General features: G+C 41.1%; 24 protein-coding genes and 1 pseudogene. 8 read left to right on the forward strand and 17 right to left on the reverse strand.

All coding sequences use genetic code 11. The features are described from left to right. Nucleotides 1-26: 26 nt before the first annotated feature. The 3 genes from essB to ACN6NB_RS14760 form a co-directional block, all read right to left on the reverse strand. Entirely contained in the window at nt 27-1340 is a 1314-nt protein-coding gene (gene essB, locus ACN6NB_RS14750; RefSeq protein WP_064498095.1) for a type VII secretion protein EssB, read from the reverse strand. Between the two features lie 14 nt (nt 1341-1354). Next, the gene (yukD, locus tag ACN6NB_RS14755) at nt 1355-1594 is read right to left on the reverse strand and encodes an ESX secretion system protein YukD (protein WP_003213579.1); all 240 of its coding nucleotides are present in this window, start codon (nt 1592-1594) and stop codon (nt 1355-1357) included. 95 nt (nt 1595-1689) lie between these two features. After that, nucleotides 1690-1983, reverse strand: coding sequence for a WXG100 family type VII secretion target (locus ACN6NB_RS14760; RefSeq protein WP_003213769.1), 294 nt, complete (start codon nt 1981-1983; stop codon nt 1690-1692). Between the two features lie 407 nt (nt 1984-2390). Between ACN6NB_RS14760 and ACN6NB_RS14765 the strand changes: the two genes are divergently transcribed. From ACN6NB_RS14765 to ACN6NB_RS14775, 3 genes are all read left to right on the forward strand, one after another. After that, the gene (locus ACN6NB_RS14765; protein WP_039181162.1) at nt 2391-3620 is read left to right on the forward strand and encodes a PucR family transcriptional regulator; all 1230 of its coding nucleotides are present in this window, start codon (nt 2391-2393) and stop codon (nt 3618-3620) included. Nucleotides 3621-3730: 110 nt separating this feature from the next. Continuing rightward, nucleotides 3731-4867 carry an alanine dehydrogenase gene (gene ald, locus ACN6NB_RS14770; protein ID WP_034282594.1) on the forward strand — a complete coding sequence of 379 codons (1137 nt, stop codon included), beginning with the start codon at nt 3731-3733 and terminating at the stop codon, nt 4865-4867. Between the two features lie 116 nt (nt 4868-4983). Then, a complete protein-coding gene (locus tag ACN6NB_RS14775) occupies nt 4984-5580 on the forward strand; it encodes a biotin transporter BioY (protein ID WP_058838089.1) in 597 nt (198 codons plus the stop codon). A 39-nt stretch (nt 5581-5619) separates the two neighbouring features. Here the strand turns inward: ACN6NB_RS14775 and ACN6NB_RS14780 are convergent, their stop codons facing one another. The 3 genes from ACN6NB_RS14780 to ACN6NB_RS14790 form a co-directional block, all read right to left on the reverse strand. After that, entirely contained in the window at nt 5620-6396 is a 777-nt protein-coding gene (locus ACN6NB_RS14780) for a sporulation protein (RefSeq protein ID WP_129192967.1), read from the reverse strand. 159 nt (nt 6397-6555) lie between these two features. Beyond that, nucleotides 6556-7884 (reverse strand): Na+/H+ antiporter family protein, encoded by a 1329-nt coding sequence (locus tag ACN6NB_RS14785; RefSeq protein WP_024425962.1) that lies wholly within the window; start codon nt 7882-7884, stop codon nt 6556-6558. A 140-nt stretch (nt 7885-8024) separates the two neighbouring features. Continuing rightward, nucleotides 8025-9515 (reverse strand): leucyl aminopeptidase, encoded by a 1491-nt coding sequence (locus ACN6NB_RS14790; protein ID WP_047203324.1) that lies wholly within the window; start codon nt 9513-9515, stop codon nt 8025-8027. Nucleotides 9516-9839: 324 nt separating this feature from the next. Between ACN6NB_RS14790 and ACN6NB_RS14795 the strand changes: the two genes are divergently transcribed. Further along, the gene (locus ACN6NB_RS14795) at nt 9840-10316 is read left to right on the forward strand and encodes a divergent PAP2 family protein (protein WP_024423347.1); all 477 of its coding nucleotides are present in this window, start codon (nt 9840-9842) and stop codon (nt 10314-10316) included. A gap of 40 nt (nt 10317-10356) precedes the next feature. On the opposite strand, the gene ACN6NB_RS14800 is transcribed toward ACN6NB_RS14795, so the two are convergent. From ACN6NB_RS14800 to ACN6NB_RS14815, 4 genes are all read right to left on the reverse strand, one after another. Then, entirely contained in the window at nt 10357-11001 is a 645-nt protein-coding gene (locus ACN6NB_RS14800) for a 3D domain-containing protein (protein WP_039181168.1), read from the reverse strand. A gap of 99 nt (nt 11002-11100) precedes the next feature. Beyond that, nucleotides 11101-11421 (reverse strand): YuiB family protein, encoded by a 321-nt coding sequence (locus tag ACN6NB_RS14805; protein WP_039181171.1) that lies wholly within the window; start codon nt 11419-11421, stop codon nt 11101-11103. Between the two features lie 81 nt (nt 11422-11502). Continuing rightward, nucleotides 11503-11628, reverse strand: a complete 126-nt coding sequence (locus ACN6NB_RS14810; protein WP_158333015.1) for a YuiA family protein — start codon at nt 11626-11628, stop codon at nt 11503-11505. Nucleotides 11629-11763: 135 nt separating this feature from the next. Beyond that, the gene (locus ACN6NB_RS14815; RefSeq protein ID WP_024423350.1) at nt 11764-12981 is read right to left on the reverse strand and encodes an NAD(P)/FAD-dependent oxidoreductase; all 1218 of its coding nucleotides are present in this window, start codon (nt 12979-12981) and stop codon (nt 11764-11766) included. 391 nt (nt 12982-13372) lie between these two features. Here ACN6NB_RS14815 and yumC point away from each other — a divergent pair, with 391 nt between their 5' ends. Next, nucleotides 13373-14371, forward strand: a complete 999-nt coding sequence (gene yumC / locus ACN6NB_RS14820) for a ferredoxin--NADP reductase 2 (protein WP_039181175.1) — start codon at nt 13373-13375, stop codon at nt 14369-14371. 46 nt (nt 14372-14417) lie between these two features. Here yumC and ACN6NB_RS14825 read toward each other — a convergent pair whose 3' ends face one another. Then, nucleotides 14418-14624, reverse strand: a complete 207-nt coding sequence (locus tag ACN6NB_RS14825) for a hypothetical protein (RefSeq protein ID WP_012011136.1) — start codon at nt 14622-14624, stop codon at nt 14418-14420. A gap of 216 nt (nt 14625-14840) precedes the next feature. Between ACN6NB_RS14825 and ACN6NB_RS14830 the strand changes: the two genes are divergently transcribed. Beyond that, on the forward strand, nt 14841-15611 hold the full coding sequence (locus ACN6NB_RS14830) for a MerR family transcriptional regulator (protein ID WP_268502523.1): 771 nt from the start codon (nt 14841-14843) through the stop codon (nt 15609-15611). Between the two features lie 297 nt (nt 15612-15908). Here the strand turns inward: ACN6NB_RS14830 and ACN6NB_RS14835 are convergent, their stop codons facing one another. The 3 genes from ACN6NB_RS14835 to ACN6NB_RS14845 all read right to left on the reverse strand — a co-directional run bounded on the left by ACN6NB_RS14835 (nt 15909) and on the right by ACN6NB_RS14845 (nt 17707). Further along, nucleotides 15909-16271, reverse strand: coding sequence for a HesB/IscA family protein (locus ACN6NB_RS14835; RefSeq protein ID WP_024423354.1), 363 nt, complete (start codon nt 16269-16271; stop codon nt 15909-15911). A gap of 74 nt (nt 16272-16345) precedes the next feature. Beyond that, complete coding sequence (dapF, locus tag ACN6NB_RS14840) at nt 16346-17200, reverse strand: diaminopimelate epimerase (protein ID WP_064498089.1); 855 nt, start codon at nt 17198-17200, stop codon at nt 16346-16348. A gap of 270 nt (nt 17201-17470) precedes the next feature. Beyond that, on the reverse strand, nt 17471-17707 hold the full coding sequence (locus ACN6NB_RS14845) for a YuzB family protein (RefSeq protein ID WP_008346813.1): 237 nt from the start codon (nt 17705-17707) through the stop codon (nt 17471-17473). A 255-nt stretch (nt 17708-17962) separates the two neighbouring features. Here ACN6NB_RS14845 and ACN6NB_RS14850 point away from each other — a divergent pair, with 255 nt between their 5' ends. Further along, nucleotides 17963-19030, forward strand: coding sequence for an NAD(P)/FAD-dependent oxidoreductase (locus ACN6NB_RS14850; protein ID WP_034282611.1), 1068 nt, complete (start codon nt 17963-17965; stop codon nt 19028-19030). 50 nt (nt 19031-19080) lie between these two features. Here ACN6NB_RS14850 and ACN6NB_RS14855 read toward each other — a convergent pair whose 3' ends face one another. Together ACN6NB_RS14855 and ACN6NB_RS14860 are read right to left on the reverse strand one after the other, a co-directional pair. After that, nucleotides 19081-19311, reverse strand: coding sequence for a hypothetical protein (locus ACN6NB_RS14855; RefSeq protein WP_039181181.1), 231 nt, complete (start codon nt 19309-19311; stop codon nt 19081-19083). 100 nt (nt 19312-19411) lie between these two features. Next, complete coding sequence (locus ACN6NB_RS14860) at nt 19412-19741, reverse strand: YuzD family protein (protein ID WP_034282615.1); 330 nt, start codon at nt 19739-19741, stop codon at nt 19412-19414. Between the two features lie 121 nt (nt 19742-19862). Here ACN6NB_RS14860 and ACN6NB_RS14865 point away from each other — a divergent pair. Then, a pseudogene (locus tag ACN6NB_RS14865) lies at nt 19863-20162 on the forward strand (NifU family protein). 215 nt (nt 20163-20377) lie between these two features. Here the strand turns inward: ACN6NB_RS14865 and ACN6NB_RS14870 are convergent. Next, a complete protein-coding gene (locus tag ACN6NB_RS14870) occupies nt 20378-22348 on the reverse strand; it encodes a S9 family peptidase (RefSeq protein WP_126682280.1) in 1971 nt (656 codons plus the stop codon). Nucleotides 22349-22526 lie beyond the last annotated feature (178 nt).

The following is a 22526-nucleotide window of genomic DNA, read 5'->3' on the forward strand; positions in this document are numbered from 1 at the left end:
ACCAACTGTCAGTTGTATCGAAAGAATTATTTTTTCTCATCTTTTTTTGTCTGAGAGGTTTTCTTTTTCGCTTCAGATTCTTTCTCTTTTTTCTCTTGATCGGCTTTTGATTGCTCTTTTTGTTCAGCTGTTTCATCTGTTTGGCTTGCGCCCGAGGAGTCACTTGTGCTTGTCTCGGTTGTTTCTTTTTCTTCATATTTCGCCATTTCTTTAATGATTGGATCTAGCTGTTTTTGTTTTTCTTCAGCAGAAAGGTTGTCATCGTTTTGAATTTCATTGCGGTAGGCGACGAGTGCCGTGAATATGTACCTGTCGTCTCCAAGCACCCGTGCAATATCAAGTGCTTCCTTGCTATTGCCTTGTCCAATATGAATCCAGAATAGGAAGTATTGCGGATCTGTCTGTAATGTGTACGTTTCTGTGATTTCTTTTTTATGCTGATCAAGTAAGAGGCTGCCTTGATTCGTTTGTACATACGAAATGGCCAGTTCATATTGAAGAGAGACTGGCATTTTATTGGCTGGATACTTCTCTAACGTATCCACCACTTGACTGTACTGCTTGTTGAGATAATATTTGTTTGCCTCGACGTATGCTTCTTGTTTTGGCATGGCAAAAAAGAAGGTGTAAATGGTGTACACCAATGCAGGGATTAGCAGAACAAGCAGACCTAGTCCGATGTATCGCTCAATCTTCCATTTCTTTTTAGGGATGGTTAAGAGCGTTTTTTCTTTCGTATCGATTGCTTTGATCTTTTGCTCAATCAAAGCTGACAATTCTTCCAGCGACTTCGTTTCACTAATTTCTTTTGCCAGCTCAGATAATTTCAACGTTTCATTGTAAGCCACATATTCTTGAAATTGATATTCATGGTCAACCACTCGAAGAACGACGGCCTTGACCTCTTTTAACAGGCGATGCTGATCAGTTTCATATGGCGGGATGCTTTCTTTGACTCCATAATGCAAAAATGCAGGAGCTAAGCCTTGATGAAAAACAATGTTTTCAGGAGAAACAATAGGATGCAGCCGCTTCACGTCGTGTTTAAGAACTGCATCGACAAGCTGGTATGAAAAAATCCATTTGCTTTTTTCATCCTTTGCATGGATGAAACGAAATTCCTGATAGGCAGGAGGCGGTTGAATAGAAATGATGACCTCATCTTCAGTTAATTGAATCTCTTTCTGAAATGAAGGATTGATGTCTTTGATCGGTGCCGCTTCTAAACCGTCTAAGAGTTTAATTGTCTCTTTTTGAAAAATAAAGGTATAGGTGCCTCCCTCTTTTTTCATGACTGCTTCTAATTGTTCTTCTAAATAGGAACTCTTTTTATCTGCCATTTACAAAAGTCCTTTCATAGTATTTCCAGCCTGTCTCCTGTGGTAATCCCGCAGTCTGACAGCTTATATTCGCCTGAAAACACAGCTTTCTTATTGACTACTCGCACCCATCCGCCTTCCCGCTTTGGAAGAGAGATTTGTTTTGCCTGCCAGGCGATATGGATGACTTGTTTAATATGTAAATAATTTGATAGTCTCAAATCAAACACACTGCCATCATAATTTTTTAAGTCGATGGTAATATCGATATACACAAATTTCCACCTCACAAAATAGAAAGAGCGCCGGCATCCATTGACAGACTCGGCGCTGTTTCTGCTTTTCACACTTAGAAAGGAAATCCCCTTGATTAGCCGCGGATTTGGCTTGCGATGTCTTGGTCAGTGCTTTCAAGTGTATTTGCCGTTTGATCAAGCTGATTGCTGACATCTGTTAATAGATCAGACATTTTGATAAATGAAGGCTTAAGCTGTTCGTATTGATCAGCAAATGCTTCACTAGAAGCACCTTCCCACATTCCTTTTAAATCAGAGATCATTCTATTTAGACGATCAACTTGGTTTAACACTTCTTGACTTTCAACACCATATTGCTTAGCGGTCGCTCTTAGTTCTTCTGGGGTTACGCGAATAATTCCTGACATATTCCTCATTACCTCCCGTGCATAGCCGCCATATAATGGGCTAATCCACTTATTTTTTGACGTTATTATTATAAAAACAGAAATGATACACAGTCAAACAAATCTGTTTTTATTTTACAAAATGAGTCTATAGAATTACTGGTTTTTCGCTTTTTATCTAGTATTTAACATTTTTTTGGTCATATATTCTTAATAAGTATCCACCGACTTCGGTGGACCTTTCCGCCTATTGATTTTTTACTACGTTATTATTGTACTATTTCTTTTTCATCGTGCTTCAACATCCACTTGCTTGCTTCTCACAACTTTTTGTTTTTTTAAGTTTATGGCAGTTTTTTGTTGATTTACGTACCTCATTCTCTTCATAATGTAAGTACGTGAAATATTCGAAAAAGCAGGGGTTTTTTATGACAAAAAAGACAGATCCGTTTAAGTATAGTCTTGATCGTTTAGAGGATGTGGCAGACCAAATAAGTGATGTGCTCAATTGCCCTATTACTATAGAAGATACTCATCATCGATTATTGGCATATAGTACACACAATGATTTTACTGATCCCGCCAGAACTTCAACCATTATCTCCCGCCGGGTACCGGAAAAAGTCATCAATCGGCTTTGGAAGGACGGCATCATTCCTACACTCCTTAAAACAGACGAACCGCTTCGTGTCCCTCAAATTGCAGAGGTGGGTTTATCTAGCAGGGTCGCCATATCCATCTGGAAGGATAAAGAAGTGCTCGGATTTATTTGGGCGATTGAATCTACGCAGCCATTTTCAGAAGAAGAAATGGACCTTCTCAAAATGGCAGCACATGCCGTGAAAAACAAATTACTCAATTTACAAATTCGAAAAACGAAAACAGAGGAACGCAATCAGGAGCTTTTCTGGAAAATGCTCACGGGTCATATTCATGAAAAGGATGAGATGCTTGACCTTTTTTTAAGACTTGGCATCAGATGTCCAGACACATATGCCATCATCATCTTCCGTCTTCGTGACGAACTCACAGAGGAGACAGAAAAAAAGCTGTCCTATCTGCTTGAAACAACACAGCAAGTACAGGTATTGTTAACGACTGTTGATTTTCACGAATTCATTATTCTTGTCTCACCAAAAACAGAACATCCACTTCAAGATATTAAACAATTCACAAGCGGCATGCTGCAGCAGCTTGCGGACCGGTATCATATTCAGCATGTTCAGGCAGCAATTGGAGGAATTTACGATAACATCTCTCAAATTCAGCCTTCCTATAAAGAAGCACTGGCTGTATTAAAAACGAAAGAACGCTTTCCAGTTGAAACAGAACGTTTAAACAGCTTTTCTGAACTAGGCATTTATCAATACCTTGATGTGCTTGCTGAGAAGCGAAAGGGCTCTTCTTACTCCAGTTACTCTTTATCGAAGCTGGAGGATTACGACCTGAGGCATCATTCCAACCTCGTCGAAACACTTGAACGGTTTATTGACTGTGACAGCAATGCCAATATTGCCGCAAAGCAATTAAATATCCACATCAATACCTTAAATTATCGATTAAAACGGATTACAGACATCGCAGAAATTGATTTAAAAAACATGAATGAGAAAATGACCATATACCTTGATATGAAGCTAAAAAACGTCCATTTGTGAAATTTCACAAAGAGGCGTTTTTTTATTTTTTATTTCAACCGAAGAATTTTCTAAACTTTCAGGATACACTAGACATACAATATCAATAGATAAGCATAGGAGGAATAAACATGATCATCGGCATTCCGAAAGAAATTAAGAACAATGAAAACCGAGTGGCATTAACACCAGGAGCAGCTTCTCAATTGCTTTCAGCTGGACATCAGATTTTAATTGAAACAAACGCTGGTTTTGGAAGCGGATTCACTGATGACGATTATGTATCTGTTGGTGCAGAGATTCTTGATCAGGCGAAAGATGTATGGGCATCTTCTGATATGATCATGAAAGTAAAAGAACCATTACCTGAGGAATATCCTTATTTCAGAGAAGGACTCATCTTATTTACGTACCTGCATCTAGCCGCAGAGCCCTCCTTGGCTGAAGCATTAAAACAAAAAGGCGTTACAGCCATTGCTTATGAAACCGTAACGGACGGAAAATCACTCCCTCTTCTCACACCTATGTCTGAAGTAGCAGGCAGAATGGCCGCTCAAATTGGTGCACAATTTTTAGAAAAGCCAAAAGGCGGAAAGGGTATTTTACTTGCAGGTGTACCAGGGGTATCAAGAGGAAAGGTCACCATTATTGGCGGCGGAGTTGTTGGAACAAACGCAGCGAAAATGGCAATCGGACTTGGCGCAGATGTCACCCTGATTGATGTAAATGCAGAACGCCTGCGTCAGCTGGACGACCAATTTGGCCATCAAATGAAAACGTTAATGTCCAACCCTGTCAACATTGCAGATTCAGTCAGTGAAGCAGATCTTCTCATTTGTGCTGTGCTGATTCCTGGTGCCAAAGCACCGACACTTGTGACAGAAGAAATGGTGAAACAAATGAAACCTGGTTCTGTCATTGTAGATGTAGCGATTGATCAAGGCGGCATTGTCGAAACCATTGATCATATCACAACCCATGACCAACCTACTTATGAAAAACACGGCATATTGCATTATGCTGTCGCCAACATGCCAGGTGCGGTTCCGCGGACATCAACTGTTGCGTTAACGAATGTCACTGTTCCATATGCACTGCAAATTGCGAATAAAGGCGCTGCTAAAGCCATTAGAGAAAACAACGCCATCGCAGAAGGCGTCAATGTCATGAACGGACATATCACGTACGAAGCGGTTGCTCGTGATCTCGGCTATGATTACGTACCTGTCAGCAAAGCCATCGATGCCACTTTTATGACCGAAGCTTAATCTACTCCCCGCCCTCTTGATGGGCGGGTTTTATTGTTAACCTTAAATAAAAACAAGTTGACAAAATTTCTTCTTCCCCTTAATCTATTTGTACAGATAAGACAGGGGGAAACATCATGCAAAAGAAGACACGAACTGCTGACTTTGTGCTAGTCGGAATGTTTGCTGCACTCATGGCTATCGGGGCCAATATTACATCCATTGTGCCGTTTTTACAGGTCGGCGGAATTCCACTTACGATGCAGCCGTTTTTTTGTGTGCTTGCCGGTCTCTTACTCGGCAGACGGCTCGGGGCATTAGCTATGATTGTCTATGCCTTGGTTGGAATTGCTGGTGCACCAGTATTTGCTCAGTTCTCTGCGGGCTTTGGGGTCATTTTAGGCAAAAGCGGCGGCTTTGTATTATCATACATCCCTGCTGCCTGGCTTGCCGGATTCATTCTGGAAAAAAGAAAAAGCCCTGGCTTTGGCCGATTTTTGCTTGCAGCCATTGCTGGTACGACCGTGATGTATGTGATTGGAACGACCTATACATACCTCGCATTAAATGTATGGCTCAATGCACCGATTTCCTATCAAACCACATGGTTCTTTATGATCTGGTTTATGGTAAAAGACTATGCATTGACTATATTACTTGCGATGCTGGCACCTAAAATTTATCGCTCTGTATCCAAAGCCACATCCTTTCGAAAACAAGAAGCTGTATCATAGAAAAAAGAGCCTGTCATCATTCAGGCTCTTTTTTCATCATTACTCAGCGTATTGATCTATGATTTGTTCTAGCATTCCTTCAAGCACTTCTACATTTTCAAGATCTGATGGACTGAAGCGGTAGCGCGCAAGCTGTTCTCCTTCATTATACATCTCTTCGAGCCATCCTCTCAGGCCTCTTGCTCTGCGGTCGACTTCAAAAACAATGTCTAAGCCGCCTTCATCTATTAGAAAAATCAGCTCTAGCTCATCAAGCATATAGCGATAGTAGTCTGATGTCGGAATGAACTCGAATTCTTGGACGAATGGCAGGCGCCGCTGAAAGTAAGGTGCTTGCTCACAGTCTGCTTCATTTAGGTGGAAGCCAAGATTTCTAGTGGCCTCCAGTACATTTCTCACCCAAGGGTGTGCTTCAACGAAAATGCGGTCATAGTCAGATTTATCGATTCCGCCTTGGATATCAAGGTCTGTCATTACTGCAATTTCTACTTTTCCGATCGTCATCGGGGTATCGATAGGAAGAATAAATGAAAACGGAAATTCATGCTTTTCTCCAGGCTGGATGGTAAAAGAATCCGTCACCCGTAAAGTAAAGATATTCGCATATTTTCTTTGCTCTTCATCATCTTTCACAATCACATACTGTGTTTGAATCTTGACATTGATATAGCGGATGTCCTGAGCAATTTTCCCGCCCTTTACATGGACAGTTCCCTTTACTTCTTGTCCTGGATAATAAGCGTTTTTCTCCAAAATGGTATCTACTTTTGCTGCACCAATCCCAGCACTTGCCGCTAGCTTTTTAAAAAATGACATATCCCATCTTCCCCTTTTCATTTTTATCAGCATATATACGTAAGATAGAGGAAGAAAGATTCATTTAATTCATACTTTTGTCCTAATTATTTTTTCATCTGCGAACAACAAAAAAGCTTATAGAAAAAACATCATCGTTTTCTCTACAAGCTTTTCATTTTACAGAATAATCGCCGCCAGCCAGCCGAACAGAACAAGCGGAATATTATAATAGATAAAAGTCGGGACACAAGTTCCCCAAATGTGGTGATGCTGTCCATCCATATTCAATCCTGATGTTGGTCCAAGCGTACTGTCACTTGCAGGTGAACCTGCATCTCCAACAGCCGCAGCAGAGCCAATAATGGCAATGGTGGCCATTGGACTAAATCCTAAGTGTAAGCAAAGTGGAACAAAGATGGTTGTAATAATCGGAATCGTTGCAAATGATGATCCGATCCCCATTGTCACAAGCAGGCCGACAAGCAGCATTAAAATCGCTGCAAGGCTCTGGCTGTTGCCGATAAATTGGGAAGATGCCTTGACAAGAGATTCAATGTCTCCTGTTTTTGTTAAAACGTTGGCAAACCCAGCGGCAACAAGCATAACAAAACCGATAAATGCCATCATATTCATTCCAGATGTAATGAGTTCATCTGCTTCATCGCGTTTCATCATTCCAGTCACAAACAAGACAAGCAGTCCTGCGAGTGCACCGAAGATCATTCCTTCCACACCAAGGCTTTGCGATAGATAAAGCTGGACAATCAACGAAACGAGAATAGCAAGACCGGCAAAGAATAAGCTTTTTTTCGTATAAGCCGATTTCTCTACATCTGTAATTTCACGATTCTCATATACCTTCGGCTTTCGATATACAAAAATGGAAACAATCAAGCCAAGAACCATTCCTGCTACAGGAATCAGCATCGCATACGGAATATCTGCAAGGTTTACGGTCAGACCCGCTTCCTTCATATTGTCACGAAGCATTCCGTGGAAAATCTGTCCAAAACCGACTGGAAGTAATATATATGGTGCAGTGAGTCCGAAGGTAATGACACACGCTAGCAGTCTGCGGTCAATCTGAAGCTCGTTAAACACCTTTAATAACGGCGGAATTAAGACTGGGATAAAGGCAATGTGAACAGGAACGACGTTCTGTGAAAAACAGGACACGATCAAAATGACAAGAACGATGAGCACTTTTGATAGTGTTTTCCGTCTTGAATCGCCTTCTTTTCCTAGAAGCTTCACTGCTCCTTCAACCATGGCATCTGGAAGACCTGTTTTCGTCAGCGCCGCAGCAAATGCCCCTAATAACGCATAACTAATCGCCACGGTTGCATTTCCTCCGAGTCCGTCCGTAAAGGCGTCCACTGTTCCTCCCAAGCCTAATCCACCTGCAAGTCCGCCAGCTAAAGCGCCTATTGCTAGCGCAATCACGACATTGACCCGCAGCAAGCTTAATATCAACATTAAAACAACCGCTAAAACAACTGCATTCATGGTGAAACCCCCGAAATCCTTTAGTTTACTAATGTAGTAGATAATTAAAGTACCAACGTATGTTACCATAGAAAAAAAACTTCGTCAAATGGCGTATGTCCTACATAAAAAAGCTCTGCCATCCGGCAGAGCCTTATCCTTTATTTTGTTCCTTCAAATCGTTCCACAAATGTAGCAAGTGATCTTACCATCACACCTGTTGCCCCTGTTGGCCCAAAGCATGAAGGTTTTTCTGTTGTTGCGGTTCCTGCAATATCTAAGTGAACCCAAGGCGTATCCTCTGCGAATTCACCAATGAAAGCACCTGCCATGATCGCATGACCATCACGGCCTGGTGAGTTATTGAGATCAGCCATTTTGCTGTTTCGTACTCGTTTCTTATCTTTTTCCGTGATTGGCAGCTGCCAGATCATTTCACCGCATTCTTCTGATGCTTCTTTAAACTGAGCGTACAGCTCATCGTTATTGGTCATTACGCCTGTTGTCTCATTTCCAAGCGCCACAATGACACCGCCTGTTAATGTGGCCACATCTACAAGGACAGAGGCACCGTGCTGCTTCGCATATGTCACCCCATCTGCTAAAACAAGACGGCCTTCTGCATCTGTATTGAGCACTTCGATTGTTTTCCCGCTTAGTGACACAATGACGTCGTCTGGCTTCATAGCGTCTGCGGAAATCATATTATCCGTTGAGGCGATGACCGCAATGACATTTTGCTCTGGGCGAAGTTCCCCGATGATTTCCATTGCGCCTAAAACAGAGGCTGAGCCGCCCATATCTGTTTTCATACCAACCATACTCGCTCTTGGCTTTAAAGAGTAGCCGCCGGTATCATACGTGATGCCTTTACCGACAAGACCGATGACGTCTGTCCATTCTTCCTTGCCTTGGTATTTCAGCACGATGAGTTTTGGCGGTTCTGTTGAGCCTCTATTGACGGCTAAAATACCGCCCATTCCGAGCTCTTCCATTTGTTCTTTATCTAAAATTTCAATTTCAAATTCATATTTATATGCAAGCTCTGCCGCATACGAAGCCAGATCAGAGGATGTGAGCATGTTCGGAGGCATATTCACAAGGGTACGGGCCGAATTGACTGACTGTCCGTACACTTCGCCGACTTTCAGACTCGCCTGAATTTCAGCTTGATCATGCTCCGTCGTTGCATAAACAAACTCGATGAAACGATCCGGTTCATTTGTTTTATGTTTAAAATCCTGCAATTCATATGTAGCTAAAAGGCAGCTTTCAGACAGGGCATGGGCTGCATCTTGGGCAGGCAGATCCTTTCCAATAAACGTATCCAGCAAGACAGAAACCGCTTGCTTTTTATCTTGATGAAGCTTTTTAAATAAATGGGCAAACACTTCTTTTGCCTCTTCAAACGTGTAATCTGATTCCTTCCCAAGCCCGACAAAATAAATGCGTTTGATGCCTGTTTCAGGGGATGGGAAAAACTTCGAAAGCTGATTTCGTTTGGATGAAATGTCGCCTTCTTTTAATAATTCAGTGATTCTTCCTTCAAGTAATTCATCCATTTCTTTTGCTTTTCCTGATAATTGGCTCTTTTGAAAAAGTCCGATCGCCAGTGTATCTTTATGCTGCAATTCATTTGTCGAGAAAAACATATTTATCACACGCTCCTTAATGAACTCCATTTTTCACATTGGAACTTCTATTATATCAAAATTTGCGTGCCTATACGATCATTGCCAGTCTGTCTTTACTTGATGAACATTTATATTTTCACACGTGGAAGGGCATCATGAAAAAGCAGCAAAAACCTAAGCAGCCTGTCCGTGTTCTCCTCGTTCCACATCTAGTTTCTTTAATGTTATAATGAACATGGACTTGGCAGCATTTTTTACTGCTATCATTTTTTCATCATACTAGGATTTTTAGTTCATCATTTCGCACGATATTTTTTCTTAAAGAGAGGATGTTTCTTGTTCATGAGCGTACTGACGAATTTTCCGCTGCTTGCCAGCCTAGCAGCCATCTTTTTTGCACAATTTGTAAAAGTACCGATTCAATTTATTATTTCTAGACGACTAGATTGGTCGCTCATTACAAGCACAGGCGGAATGCCAAGTTCACACTCCGCAGCAGTAACAGCACTCTCCACAGCAGTGGCTTTAGAGCACGGGCTAGATACATCTATCTTTGCCATTTCCGCCATCTTTGCCATTATTACTATGTTTGATGCGACAGGCGTTCGCAGACAGGCAGGAGAACAGGCGACTGTTCTCAACAAGCTCGTAACAGATTTTAACCGATTTGTTTCCGAAGCAAAGAATTTCCCAAATGCGGAAGAAAAAGAAAAGCAAAAGAAATTAAAAGAGCTTCTTGGTCATAAGCCGATTGAAGTCTTCTTCGGCGGTTTAACAGGGATCTTGCTGACACTCATCTTAGATTATTACTTCATGTAGAAGCGAAAAAGCTTTGGACCTTAAATGGCCCAAAGCTTTTTTATTCTTTATTGGCTTGAAACTGCTGACGGAATACTTGCATCGATTCTGCTTCATTGAGCTGATTTAAGTCTTTTTCCGTTAACGTTCCTTCGCCCTTTTTGATGATATACACATCGAGCACTTTTTTACCCCATTCTCTATACACATCATCAACGGTTTCATAGTATAAATCAAGCTTATGACCTTTAATCGCTTTCCCGGTATCTGCAACGACACCGTAGCCATAGTTTGGGATAAACAGCACCGTTCCAATCGGAAAAACGGATGGGTCGGCTGCCACTGTTGAATATAAATCACGTTTCACTTTGACGCCTGAATATGTAATGCCATATGCATGATGTTCCTTCGTTTTGCCTGTTGATTCCACACCTGCTGTATAGCCGGTTGCCACAACCTTCTGCTTCGGGTAATCGTTCCAATTAAACGCCTCTTCGAGAGAAACAGATCGCATGTCTTCACTTTTGAGTGCCATCGTTTCCCTTTTTGGCTGCTGAAAAAAAGAAGATACTTGCTTGCCCGCATCGGTCTCTTTCACCCACGCAGCTAAATCACTTGGTTCGACTCCAGATATGCCCGTAAAGCTTGTCAAAAGTGCAATCATGAATAGCGCTGTCATGAACAATCGTTTCATCCATGTTTTCATCTCTATTTGTCACTCCTCTACCCATCTATTTGTTTCCAAACAAAATGGAAACTATGCAAAGGAGAAACAAAAAAACCCACTTGTGTGTCCACAAGTGAGTTAAAACATTTGATACCCTCTTTTTCGAAGTGCATTAATGACAAAACCTGATGCGATCGCACCAATCAGGCCGCTTAATAAGATGATGATATCTGCCGCAGCGAGTGAGACGATCCGGTCTCCTATTCCTGAAAAAGCAGTGCCAGGCTCTCTTACATAAGCGATCATCTTTTGATTGTTAATAATGAAAAGGCATACAATTGGATATAAAATAGCCATAATCCATGACATTCTCAGCAGCATATTGAGCAAAAAACCAATGCCAAAGAATAACACGAAAAATAAAATAACTGAAATGATAACGACTGGTAAACTGATCACTTCATCTCCACCCCCAAATATCCCATCATTAGTTTAACTTGGAAATAGAGATGAAGTCAATCAATGGAAAAAGCAGAACGATTAACGCTTCTTTCCTGTCCCTTTACATTCCTCACACGTTTCAGATCCGCCGAGCAATAGCTGAAAATACCCTTTTCCTGAACAATATTGACAGGCTGATGTTTTTTCCTTTGTTTGTGCATTCATATTGCTCACTCCTTAATCTAAATTTTCTGATAATTCATCATAACATATTTTTCTGTCCAGTACCAAGTGAGAAAATATTCCGTCAAACATGAAAAAACGTGTACCACAGGGATACACGTTTTTGTCTATATCGGTTTAGAAGAACTTGAATTTTCCTTTTTTCAGAACAAGTCCTGGTCCGCCAACCATGAATAATGAACGGTTGTCGATGATTTTTTTCATTGCAGAAGCTTTTGTTCCTTGAAGTTTTTTACCAAACGCAACACCTACAGCGTCGTGTTCACCAAGAGAAGCAACTGTTCCTTTGATGTCTGGCTTAAAGCTTTCAAGAGAACCGCCTTTTACTAGTGCTGCAAGGTTTTTCGCTACTGTTTCACCTTGCTGCATAGCGATTTGTGCAGTTGGTGGGTATGGACGGTTGATTTCTTCATTGATAATCAATGAACAGTCACCAATGATGAAGACATCATCATTTTCTGGTACACGAAGATCTGGAGAAACTTTTACGCGGCCGCGCATGTTTTCAAAACCAGCTTCTTCAACGATTGGGTTACCGCGTACACCTGCAGCCCAAACAACAGTTGCAGCTTTGATTTCTTCTGTATCATCGTCTTTTCCAACAATGATACCTTCAGGCGTACATTCTTTGATCGCTGTACCGATTTTGAACTCAACACCTTTACCTTGAAGGTAGTTCATCGCATAGTCGATCAATTCTGGATCGAATCCAGGAAGAGCTGTTGGCGCAGCTTCTACACAAATGATACGCACGTCTTTTTGATCAATGTCATACTCTTTGCAAAGCTCAGGCACACGGTTTCCAAGCTCACCAAGGAACTCAATACCTGTGAATCCAGCGCCTCCGACAACGATCGTCAAACGCTCTGGACGTTTTTCAGCATCCGTATTATACGTAGCAAATTGAAGCTCGATGTGCTCACGAAGCTGACGAGCAGAGTTGATGTTAGAGATTGAGAATGCGTATTCTTTCAGTCCTGCAATACCAAATGTTTCAGGAACAGCACCAAGTGCAACAACAAGGTAATCATAAGAAAGTTCGCCATCTGATGTCACAACTTTCTTCGCTTCCTTATCAATGCTTTCAACTGTTGCTTGTACAAAGTTGACACGGGAACTGTTAATCACATCTTTGATTTGATAACGACAGCGGTCATGATGAAGTGTACCTGCACTTGCTTCATGTAACCATGTTGTTTCGTAATGATAATTATGCTTGTTCACAAGAGTAATATCCGCATCATTTGTGCCAAGCTGTTTTGTTAATCTTGTTACAGTCATTAATCCGCCATAACCTGCACCTAATACAACGATTTTCGGTTTATTCACTGGAATCACATCCACCTTTTTTAAATTTGCTGTAAAACGGATAAAGAATTACATATCGTTATTCTCAACCGCTTTGCGGCATTTTATGAAATTTAAACAAAAAAATAAGTATGTGAAAATCTGAACTTTCACCTACATAAAACGAAAGCATTTGACCGTATCCGACAAAAATTCATAAAAAATTAATATTTAGTTCCCTTAACAATAATAGCGAGTTCTGCTCCAATTTTCAAGGCTTTAAACTGAAAATCCTTATGATAAACGGTCTTTCTCACTTTTTCCTCCTTTTCAAAGCTTCAGCATCAAAAAACGACAAGTTTTTCAAAACAAGTCAAACGACGATATGTGGTATGATATGATATAGTGATAACAATTTTCATTTGGGAGGATTAAAGGAATGCAAGAAGATTCTAAGGTATATGACATTACCGTTATCGGGGGCGGCCCAGTTGGATTGTTTACTGCGTTTTACGGAGGCATGAGACAGGCAAGTGTGAAAATCATTGAAAGCCTTCCTCAGCTCGGCGGTCAACTATCCGCTCTTTACCCTGAAAAATATATTTATGATGTGGCTGGTTTCCCAAAAATCCGCGCACAAGAATTAGTTGATAACTTAAAGGAACAAATGGATAAATTTGATCAAACCATTTGCTTAGAGCAGGCAGTTGAAACAGTTGAAAAGCAAGCAGATGGGATCTTTAAACTTGTCACAAATCAAGAGGTTCATTACTCTAAAACGATCATCATCACAGCTGGTAACGGTGCATTTCAACCGAGAAAGCTTGAATTGGATACAGCAGAATCATTTGAAGGAAGCAATCTGCACTACTTCATTAATGACCTGAACCAATTTGCCGGCAGACGCGTGGCCGTTCTTGGCGGCGGAGACTCTGCGGTGGATTGGGCACTTATGCTTGAACCAATCGCAAAAGAAGTATCCATCATTCACCGCCGCGATAAATTCCGCGCACATGAGCACAGTGTAGAAAACCTGCACAACTCGAAAGTCAATGTGCTGACTCCATTTGTGCCAACTGAGCTCATTGGTGAAGACCGCATTGAACAGATCGTGCTAGAAGAAGTCAAAGGCGACAAAAAACAAGTGCTTGATGTGGACGATGTGATCGTCAACTTCGGTTTCGTTTCCTCCCTTGGACCAATCAAACAATGGGGCCTTGAAATCGAAAAGAACTCCATCGTAGTGAAATCTACAATGGAAACAAACATCGAAGGCTTCTATGCGGCAGGAGATATCTGCACGTATGAAGGAAAAGTCAAATTGATTGCAAGCGGATTTGGTGAAGCACCAACTGCTGTCAACAATGCGAAAGCTTACATGGACCCGAAAGCCCGTGTACAGCCTCTCCATTCCACAAGCTTATTTGAAAACAAATAAGAACGGATCAAAAAAGGAGTTCCCACTCGCGGAACTCCTTTTTCGTTTATTTAAAAACCCCAATATAGGCATTTGCCATTCCAAGTACCATTGCAGCAAGCAGCACCACAACAATCCCTGCCACAACCAAAATCACCCGATCCTTCACACGTTCCTTTTTCGGAAGCGGCTTCTCAATCCCGCAAGCTGGACACGTTTTGGAACGATACGGAATCAGTTCATGACAGTTCCTGCAATTGATTTGTTCACTCAAACCTCAGCAACCTCTTTTCTCACTACAGTTTATGTTTGGTTTTCATGATACTCTTTTCGAGTGGAAATAGCCAGTTGTTCGGGCCAGCTGTAACAAAATTGAGCGATTTTCGAAAAAAACACAATCAAGATCAACAATGATATAAATTTTTAAAAAGATGATTGACCCTAACGCAACGTCATATTTTATAGTGGATATCAAGAGAGGTGAATTGAAATGAAAGTGAAAGAAGTAGCTGAATTATTTGGTATTAGCATTCGTACACTTCATCATTACGACAAGATTGGTTTATTGACTCCAAGTGAAGTCACAGATAATCGTTATCGGCTCTATTCAGAAGAAAACCTTGAAACATTACAGCAAATACTATTTTTCAGGGAACTTGGATTTCCATTGAAGGAAATCCAAAAGATGATGCACAATTCTTCATTTAATAAGAAAGAAGCATTTATGCTACAAAGAAAAATGTTAATAGAGAAACGAGATAATCTCAATAAAATGATCGGAAATATTGATAAGACGCTACAACATTTAACGGGAGAAACTCAATACACATATAAAGAGAGGTTTGAGAATATGAATATGAAATTTAGTCAATATGAAGAAGAAGCTCGTCACCGTTGGGGAAATCAAGCTGTTGATGAAGTCAGCTCAAAACTAAATCATTTGTCTAAAGATGAACAAATTGAATTATCTGATAGCTGGGATAGCATATTGAATAAACTAGCCTCTCTTCGCAGCCATTCCCCTAAATCCAAAGAGGTGCAAATCGTCATCAAACAATGGTACGACTTTTTAAACGAAAACTTTCGTTATTACTCTCTTGATGCTTTTTACGGTTTAGGCCAACTCTATATTCAAGATGAACGTTTCACAAAGAATATAGATCGTTATGGTGAGGGCTTGGCATCATTTATGAGCGAAGCGATGAAAGTCTTTACTACTCTTCATAAAAGAGGGAACAGCTTTGAAAATGATGATGATTGAGAATACAACCGATTAATACGAAACGTTATTCTCAACGAAACACAACAAAGAACATTTTTTCCGACACACCATGATGAAACCTTTTGAAAAGATGTGGAAGATGAACAGAGGAAATACTAAGAAACTGCGAGCTTTTTTCTAATTAAATATCTTTATAAAGAGGACGTGCTGAGTGATTGAAGTCATGTCCTTTTTTTGCATCTTTAAAAACAACACAAAAAACCTCCTCAAGAAAATGATTAATATGAGGAGGTCTTCATTATACAAATGGTTTTACAGAATGAATCGCTTTAACTCTTAACACTCTTCAGGCGTACCGGTATTCGTTGCTGTTCTGAAAGAAGAACCGCACCCGCATGATGCGATGGCGTTTGGATTGTCAATCGTGAAACCGCCGCCCATTAGTGATTGTTTGAAATCAATGATGGTTCCGTTCATGATATCAAGGCTTTCGGAGTCGACAAGGACATTGATGCCGTGCTGCTCGAACTGCGTGTCTTTCTCTGAGACTTCATGGTCAAAGCCCATGCCGTATGAAAGACCGCTGCAGCCGCCGCCTTTTACGCCCACTCGCAGGAACGCATTTTCTTCTTCATGTTCTTTCATCATATCTTTAATCTGCAGTGCAGCAGCTTCTGTAATGGTTACTGGTGTACTCATGATCATCCCTCCTTTTGACTGGATGTTTCTTTTTCAATTATAAACGTGATGATGCCTTTTCTCAAATAAATGGTTTAGAGATAAAATGTCCCGTCACAAATGGTCTCCGCAGGTCCTGTCATAAGCACGTGGTCATTGTCTTTCCAGCGAATGATGAGGTCTCCGCCTGCTAAATGAACTGTCATGTCTGTTTCTTTTTTTGCCTGCCCATTCACAATTGTGGATACAGCCGCAGCACAAGCCCCTGTTCCGCAGGCCTGTGTAATGCCTGAGCCTCTTTCCCACACACGAAAATGCAGTTCGGTTTCACTGACAACTTCAACAAATTCTACATTGACGCCTTCTGGAAACATATCGTGTTTTTCAATGATCGGTCCAAGTGTATGAAGAGGCGCTTTTTCAATGTCCTCTAAATAAAAAACGATGTGCGGGTTTCCCATTGAAACGGCCGTTCCATTTAATTTCGCAGTGCCAAAATCAAGCGGCTCATTAACTGTTGTGCTGGCCGGTTCACCAAGCATCGGCATCGCTTCTTTTTCAAATCGTGGTTTTCCCATATCTACTGTGACTAGCTGAACATGACCATCTTTAGCGTGAACGGTAGCTTCAACAAGTCCTGACAATGTCTCAATCTGGAACGTTGTGTCCGTCACAATTTGATGCTCATACACATACTTTGCAACGCAGCGCAGCCCGTTACCGCAGTTTTTGCCCTCTGAACCATCATTGTTGAAAATGCGCATCTTCACAGGTGCAACATCTGATGGGCAAATCAGGATCATCCCGTCAGAACCGATTCCTGTATAAACAGAAGAAACGCGGATCGCTATCTCTGATAGCTGCTCTTCTGGAAGCTGTTCCTTCATCTGATTAACGTAAATATAATTATTTCCTAATCCGTGCATTTTCGTGAATTGAAATGATGTCATGAGCTTCCTCCAAAAATGTTGTTTCTTTATAGTATAAAAGGAGTCGATTCAGGAGACAATCTTATCATCCCCCGTTTTTCATACATAGAAGCTCTTTGCTACAATGGCAAAGGGCTTTTATTATGCATATGCCTCTTTTTCTCTCGTGTGATGCTTCATATTGATGATATTTTATTAGCATAACATATTGGATGCGCTTTCTATTCATTCTCCTTAAAAATGGAAGATGAAAATGTGAAAAAAATGCACCTCATGACCTATGTGGTGCATTTAAAACATGTCGTTTTCCTCTATAAAAGCATAAATACGCTCGACTAGCTGCTCTGCATTTTCTCCTGAAACAAATTCTCCATTCACAAGTGCAAATGGGGAGTCCATACATTTGCCGCAATAGCTTAAACAGCCGTATTCCATTACGTCTAGGTTTGGGTCTTTTTCAAGCTTCTCTTTTGCTTCTTGAGACCCTTGTGCAAGATTACTTACACAAAATTCGATCAGTGGAAACACTGTGCTTCACCTCACATTGCCTTACCATCCTACCGAAATTCCTTGTATTAGTCAAAATATGAGCTTCATCTGTATCGTTACGCCTATTCCTCGTAAAATGTTTTACTATTTAGGACTAACTGATGAATATGTAGGTTATTTTGAAACAATTATTGTGGTTTCACAGTAAATTCGATATAATTTTATTTGGTATTTTAACTTAAAGTTTTTTAGTATAAGTGTTTTTCAATGTCTACGGGGAAAAGGAGAATCGTCATGAAAAATTTAGTCTTGATCGGCGGAGGTTACGGGAATATGCGGGTTCTCCACCGCTTATTGCCAAATCAATTACCTGATGATGTCACTATCACATTAATTGATCGAAATCCTTACCACTGTTTAAAAACAGAATATTATGCACTTGCTGCTGGAACGATCTCTGATCATCACATTCGAGTATCTTTTCCAGAGCATCCGAAGCTGGATATTCAATACGGGGAAGTAGAAAAAATTGATATTGAAAACAAACAGATCTTATTCAGCGACCGTGAACCGATTCCGTATGATGATACGGTGATTGGACTCGGCTGTGAGGACAAGTATCATAATGTCCCTGGTGCAAAAGAACATACATACAGCATTCAAACCATTGATCAGTCAAGACATGCGTATAACAAATTAAACAATTTGAGCGCAGGTGCAACGGTTGGCATCGTCGGTGCTGGACTTAGCGGGGTAGAGCTGGCCAGTGAACTAAGAGAAAGCCGTGCTGATTTAAACATTATTCTTTTTGACCGCGGAGAGTTGATACTATCAAGCTTCCCAAAAAGATTAAGTTTGTATGTGCAAAAGTGGTTTGAAGAAAATGACGTAAAGATCATTAACTGTGCCAATATTACAAAGGTTGAAGAAGGTGTCGTTTACAACCATGATGACGCAATTGAAGCAGATGTCATCGTGTGGACAGCAGGAATACAGCCAAGCAAAGTGGTACGAGAGATGGATGTTGAAAAAGACGCACAAGGCCGCGTCGTATTAACTCCTCATCATAATCTTCCAGGGGATGAGCATGTATATGTCGTAGGTGACTGCGCAAGTCTGCCTCATGCCCCAAGTGCACAGCTTGCTGAGGCGCAGGCAGAACAAATTGTCCAATCTCTGCAAAAACGCTGGAAAAATGAGCCGCTTCCTGAGGCTTATCCACAGTTTAAGCTAAAAGGTGTTTTAGGTTCTTTAGGGAAAAAAGCCGGCTTTGGCTTAGTGGCTGATCGTCCACTTGTTGGCCGGGTGCCAAGACTCCTGAAATCTGGACTCCTTTGGATGTACAAGCATCACAACGGCTAAAATCATGTGAATTTTTTCTCAAAGCTCCTTCGTGACGAGGGAGCTTTTTTCTATGAAACGGCATGTGCCGATGAGTTGGTCCATTTGATCGGAGCAAGGGCAAGAATGCAGTCTTTACGAAAAGTTCTCATCGTCTTCTTCGATAAACAATACGCTTGGATAAGCTGATCCGTTTGACGGTGTACAATGATTTTTCTCTTTGTGCACTCTCCGTTTTTCTTCATATAAATCATCTCAATCGGTACTTGCTGATGAAGAGATTGTTTCAGTAAATAATTCATGATGCTCACGCTCCTTTCATTTCATTATAAACGAACAAATGTTCTTTTTCAATACAAAAAAGGAACGTTTGTTCGTTTTATTCTTCAAAAAAAGAACAGCTTATTCACTGCTCTCCTTGTACCCGTATTTCTCCATTTCTTGATAAATGTCTTTTAATTTCGGATTGCCCTCTCCAACGATTTGATCCTCTACTAAGACAAGTGGATAAAAGAATTCATCATCAAGAATTCGTTCAGACAATTCCTTTTGTTGTTCGTTTTCTGGCGGGTGCTCAATATCAATATATGTGATGCGAAATGGCTGATTCGGATATTTTCGTTTTAATGCTGCATCTAACCATTCAAATGTATCTTTTGAAGAAGGCAGATTCACGCAGCTAGCGCACAGTACATCTCTTCCATATACATAAAGATCGACAGTTTTGTTCATTTGACAAGCCCCCTATTCTTTCTTCATTTTAGCTGAATTTTCTGGATGAAAAAAGTCAAAATCACTTTTTGTTTCAAGATGAGATTGTGCTATAATGAGAAGGAAACTTTGAAACCAATCAATAGATTTTTATCGTCCAGATGAATATAATGGTGATATGTTGTGAAAGGAGCGATTATATCTAATGACTGAAGTCGAAATGAAAGACCAAGTACAGGAAGTACTGGACAAACTTCGTCCATTTCTATTACGTGATGGTGGAGACTGTGAGCTTGTAGACATTGAAGATGGCATTGTGAAATTACGTCTTCTTGGTGCATGCGGCAGCTGCCCAAGTTCAACCATTACATTGAAAGCCGGTATTGAGCGCGCATTATTAGAAGAAGTGCCTGGCGTTGTAGAAGTTGAACAGGTTTTCTAATTCATATATGACATGAAAACGACCCAATTAGGGTCGTTTTTTTCATGATTGACAAAGGCTTTAGCCCTTTGTCTTCTTTTTAGCGTAGATGAAAACCCTTGAAGTCTAGAAAGGACGAGTACTGGCGCGGAGCGAATTTTCTATTCGTGAGCACCAGCACGCAGGACTGACACCGAATGCGAGGGTTTGTCAGCACGCTGAAGGGTCGTTTTTGATTACGCTAGCTTTTCTCTAAACCATTCCTTTATAAAGGTCAATCTTTGAATGCGCTGCCCCGGGTGTCCGCTTCTGGATAAATCATGAGATGCCTTCGGGAATTTGACCAATCTTGTGTCTTTCCCAAGCTCCTTCAATGCCACAAAAAGCTGTTCTGCTTGATCAACTGGGCAGCGATAATCTTCATCGCTGTGCAGGATGAGAAGCGGCGTGTTCATCTGCTTCACATATTTTAGCGGCGAACGATCCCATAGCTTATCGACAGAATCATAAATATCCCCATCAATCTGCCACCTTGTAAAGAAATAACCGATATCACTAATGCCATAAAAGCTAATCCAGTTTGAAATGGAGCGCTGTGTGACAGCTGCGCGGAAGCGGTCGGTCTGACCGACAATCCAGTTGGTCATAAAACCGCCATAGCTCCCGCCAGTCACGCCGAGTCTTGTTTCATCAAGGAAATCATAGGCTTTGAGCACATGATCAACAGCCTGCATAACATCGTCATAATCAACGTCACCATAACTTCCTCTCACACGGTCGGTAAACATCTGTCCGTATCCATGACTTCCGTGCGGATTGATATACACGATGGCATAGCCCTCAGAAGAAAGCATTTGAAATTCATGAAAATACGTATAACCATACATCGCATGCGGTCCGCCATGAACCTCTAGAATAAGCGGATATTTCTCCCCCTCTTCTATCTTGGAAGGCTTCATAAACCAGCCATGCACCTCGTCGCCATCTTTTGACTGAAAAGAAAATGGTTCAGGTTCGGATACGACATACTCCTTTAGAAAATCATGATGCTCAAACGTGATTTGCTTTAGTTCTGTCTCCCCTAATGTCAGCTCATATAGCTCGCTTGGTGAAACAGGTGAAAGCCGGCTGAGCAGCAGTTTGGATTCATCTGGATGAAGGCTGAAATTGGTGATATGTTCCGCCTCTAGTCGAACTGGATAGGCTAAACCTTCAATAGAGAAATAATAAATCCCTGTACTGCCTTGATCAGAAACAAACGTATAAAATCCTTGGCTGTCTTTTGTCCACTGTGGAACTTGATAGGCCTCTCCCATCACGCTATCTCCTGCCATACAGTTTCCAACATACATATCGAGCATTTCTGATAGCTGAACCGCCTTGTCTTCTTTCAGATCATACAGCCATAATGATGGGAAGGTGGCATTTTGGAATTCACGCTCATGTCCAATATACAAAAGACTCTCTCCATTTGGAGAAAAAGATACGGTGGAATAAGCGCCGTTTGCTTGTGTGATCTTTTTTGTCTGACCATCTTCTAATGACAGAAGACACACGTCACTTATGTAAGGTATCTGTGGATTTAATTGAATAAAGGAAAGCCATTTTCCACACGGGGAAACGGTATGATTCATATGATGAACCTGCTCGCTCGTGATAGGCTCTACCTCTCCTGAACGGATATCCACTTTCACGATCTGTGTGACACGCCCATCTAAAAAGCCTCTTCCATCTGCTTTATAGGTCAAATCATCATATACCGCTGGAGCAAATTCATCTTGCTCTTCCTTTTTTTCATCATGAACAGATTCTGATTGTTTCAATGACACAGCCGCATAAATGAATGCTCCGTCGGGAGAGAAGACAGGGTGAGATACTCCGTATGGAATCTTCGTTAAAGTACGCACGCCGCCTCCTTCGCTCTTTATGAGTGCGAGCTGAGGGACTTCCTTTGGCTTTTGCAAAATAAAAGCAAGCTGCCTGCCGTCCTTTGACCAAACTGGTTGATGATGCTTTCCATCCTCAAATGTCCATTGTGCCAGCTCCTCTGTCTCTTCATCTCGAACCCATAAATGGATATTGTAATCGTCCTTTTTCTCATTCACAGTGACTTTTGTAAAGACTGCCTTTTTTCCATCTGGTGAATAAACCGGATGAGAAACAGAAACAATCTTCGTTAAATCTTCTGCCGTCATCAATTTCTTCATGAATGAATCTCCCCCTTATATGCATAAAAAATAGTTCGATCCTCTAAATAATAATCCCTGCTTCTTCCCATAAAAACAAGCATAAAAAAGAACGTGCAGATTCACAGCACGTTCTCAGATTGCTGAAAAAGGGCTAAAATGATCTTTATTTTAGCTCTTTTTCTTCTTTTCAGCGTGA

The organism is Bacillus sp. 11B20, from assembly GCF_056098985.1.

What these genes read in the sequence shown, in the direction of transcription:
- ACN6NB_RS14800 (WP_039181168.1), bottom strand. Translation starts at nt 11,001, where the DNA reads ATGAAAACATGGATGAAACGATTGTTCATGACAGCGCTATTCATGATT.
- ACN6NB_RS14765 (WP_039181162.1), top strand. Translation starts at nt 2,391, where the DNA reads ATGACAAAAAAGACAGATCCGTTTAAGTATAGTCTTGATCGTTTAGAG.
- ACN6NB_RS14780 (WP_129192967.1), bottom strand. Translation starts at nt 6,396, where the DNA reads ATGTCATTTTTTAAAAAGCTAGCGGCAAGTGCTGGGATTGGTGCAGCA.
- yumC (WP_039181175.1), top strand. Translation starts at nt 13,373, where the DNA reads ATGCAAGAAGATTCTAAGGTATATGACATTACCGTTATCGGGGGCGGC.
- ACN6NB_RS14785 (WP_024425962.1), bottom strand. Translation starts at nt 7,884, where the DNA reads ATGAATGCAGTTGTTTTAGCGGTTGTTTTAATGTTGATATTAAGCTTG.
- ACN6NB_RS14850 (WP_034282611.1), top strand. Translation starts at nt 17,963, where the DNA reads ATGAAAAATTTAGTCTTGATCGGCGGAGGTTACGGGAATATGCGGGTT.
- ACN6NB_RS14795 (WP_024423347.1), top strand. Translation starts at nt 9,840, where the DNA reads ATGAGCGTACTGACGAATTTTCCGCTGCTTGCCAGCCTAGCAGCCATC.
- essB (WP_064498095.1), bottom strand. Translation starts at nt 1,340, where the DNA reads ATGGCAGATAAAAAGAGTTCCTATTTAGAAGAACAATTAGAAGCAGTC.
- ACN6NB_RS14830 (WP_268502523.1), top strand. Translation starts at nt 14,841, where the DNA reads ATGAAAGTGAAAGAAGTAGCTGAATTATTTGGTATTAGCATTCGTACA.
- ACN6NB_RS14855 (WP_039181181.1), bottom strand. Translation starts at nt 19,311, where the DNA reads ATGAATTATTTACTGAAACAATCTCTTCATCAGCAAGTACCGATTGAG.
- ACN6NB_RS14860 (WP_034282615.1), bottom strand. Translation starts at nt 19,741, where the DNA reads ATGAACAAAACTGTCGATCTTTATGTATATGGAAGAGATGTACTGTGC.
- ald (WP_034282594.1), top strand. Translation starts at nt 3,731, where the DNA reads ATGATCATCGGCATTCCGAAAGAAATTAAGAACAATGAAAACCGAGTG.
- dapF (WP_064498089.1), bottom strand. Translation starts at nt 17,200, where the DNA reads ATGACATCATTTCAATTCACGAAAATGCACGGATTAGGAAATAATTAT.
- ACN6NB_RS14790 (WP_047203324.1), bottom strand. Translation starts at nt 9,515, where the DNA reads ATGTTTTTCTCGACAAATGAATTGCAGCATAAAGATACACTGGCGATC.
- ACN6NB_RS14835 (WP_024423354.1), bottom strand. Translation starts at nt 16,271, where the DNA reads ATGAGTACACCAGTAACCATTACAGAAGCTGCTGCACTGCAGATTAAA.
- ACN6NB_RS14775 (WP_058838089.1), top strand. Translation starts at nt 4,984, where the DNA reads ATGCAAAAGAAGACACGAACTGCTGACTTTGTGCTAGTCGGAATGTTT.
- ACN6NB_RS14870 (WP_126682280.1), bottom strand. Translation starts at nt 22,348, where the DNA reads ATGAAGAAATTGATGACGGCAGAAGATTTAACGAAGATTGTTTCTGTT.
- ACN6NB_RS14810 (WP_158333015.1), bottom strand. Translation starts at nt 11,628, where the DNA reads ATGAATGCACAAACAAAGGAAAAAACATCAGCCTGTCAATATTGTTCA.
- ACN6NB_RS14760 (WP_003213769.1), bottom strand. Translation starts at nt 1,983, where the DNA reads ATGTCAGGAATTATTCGCGTAACCCCAGAAGAACTAAGAGCGACCGCT.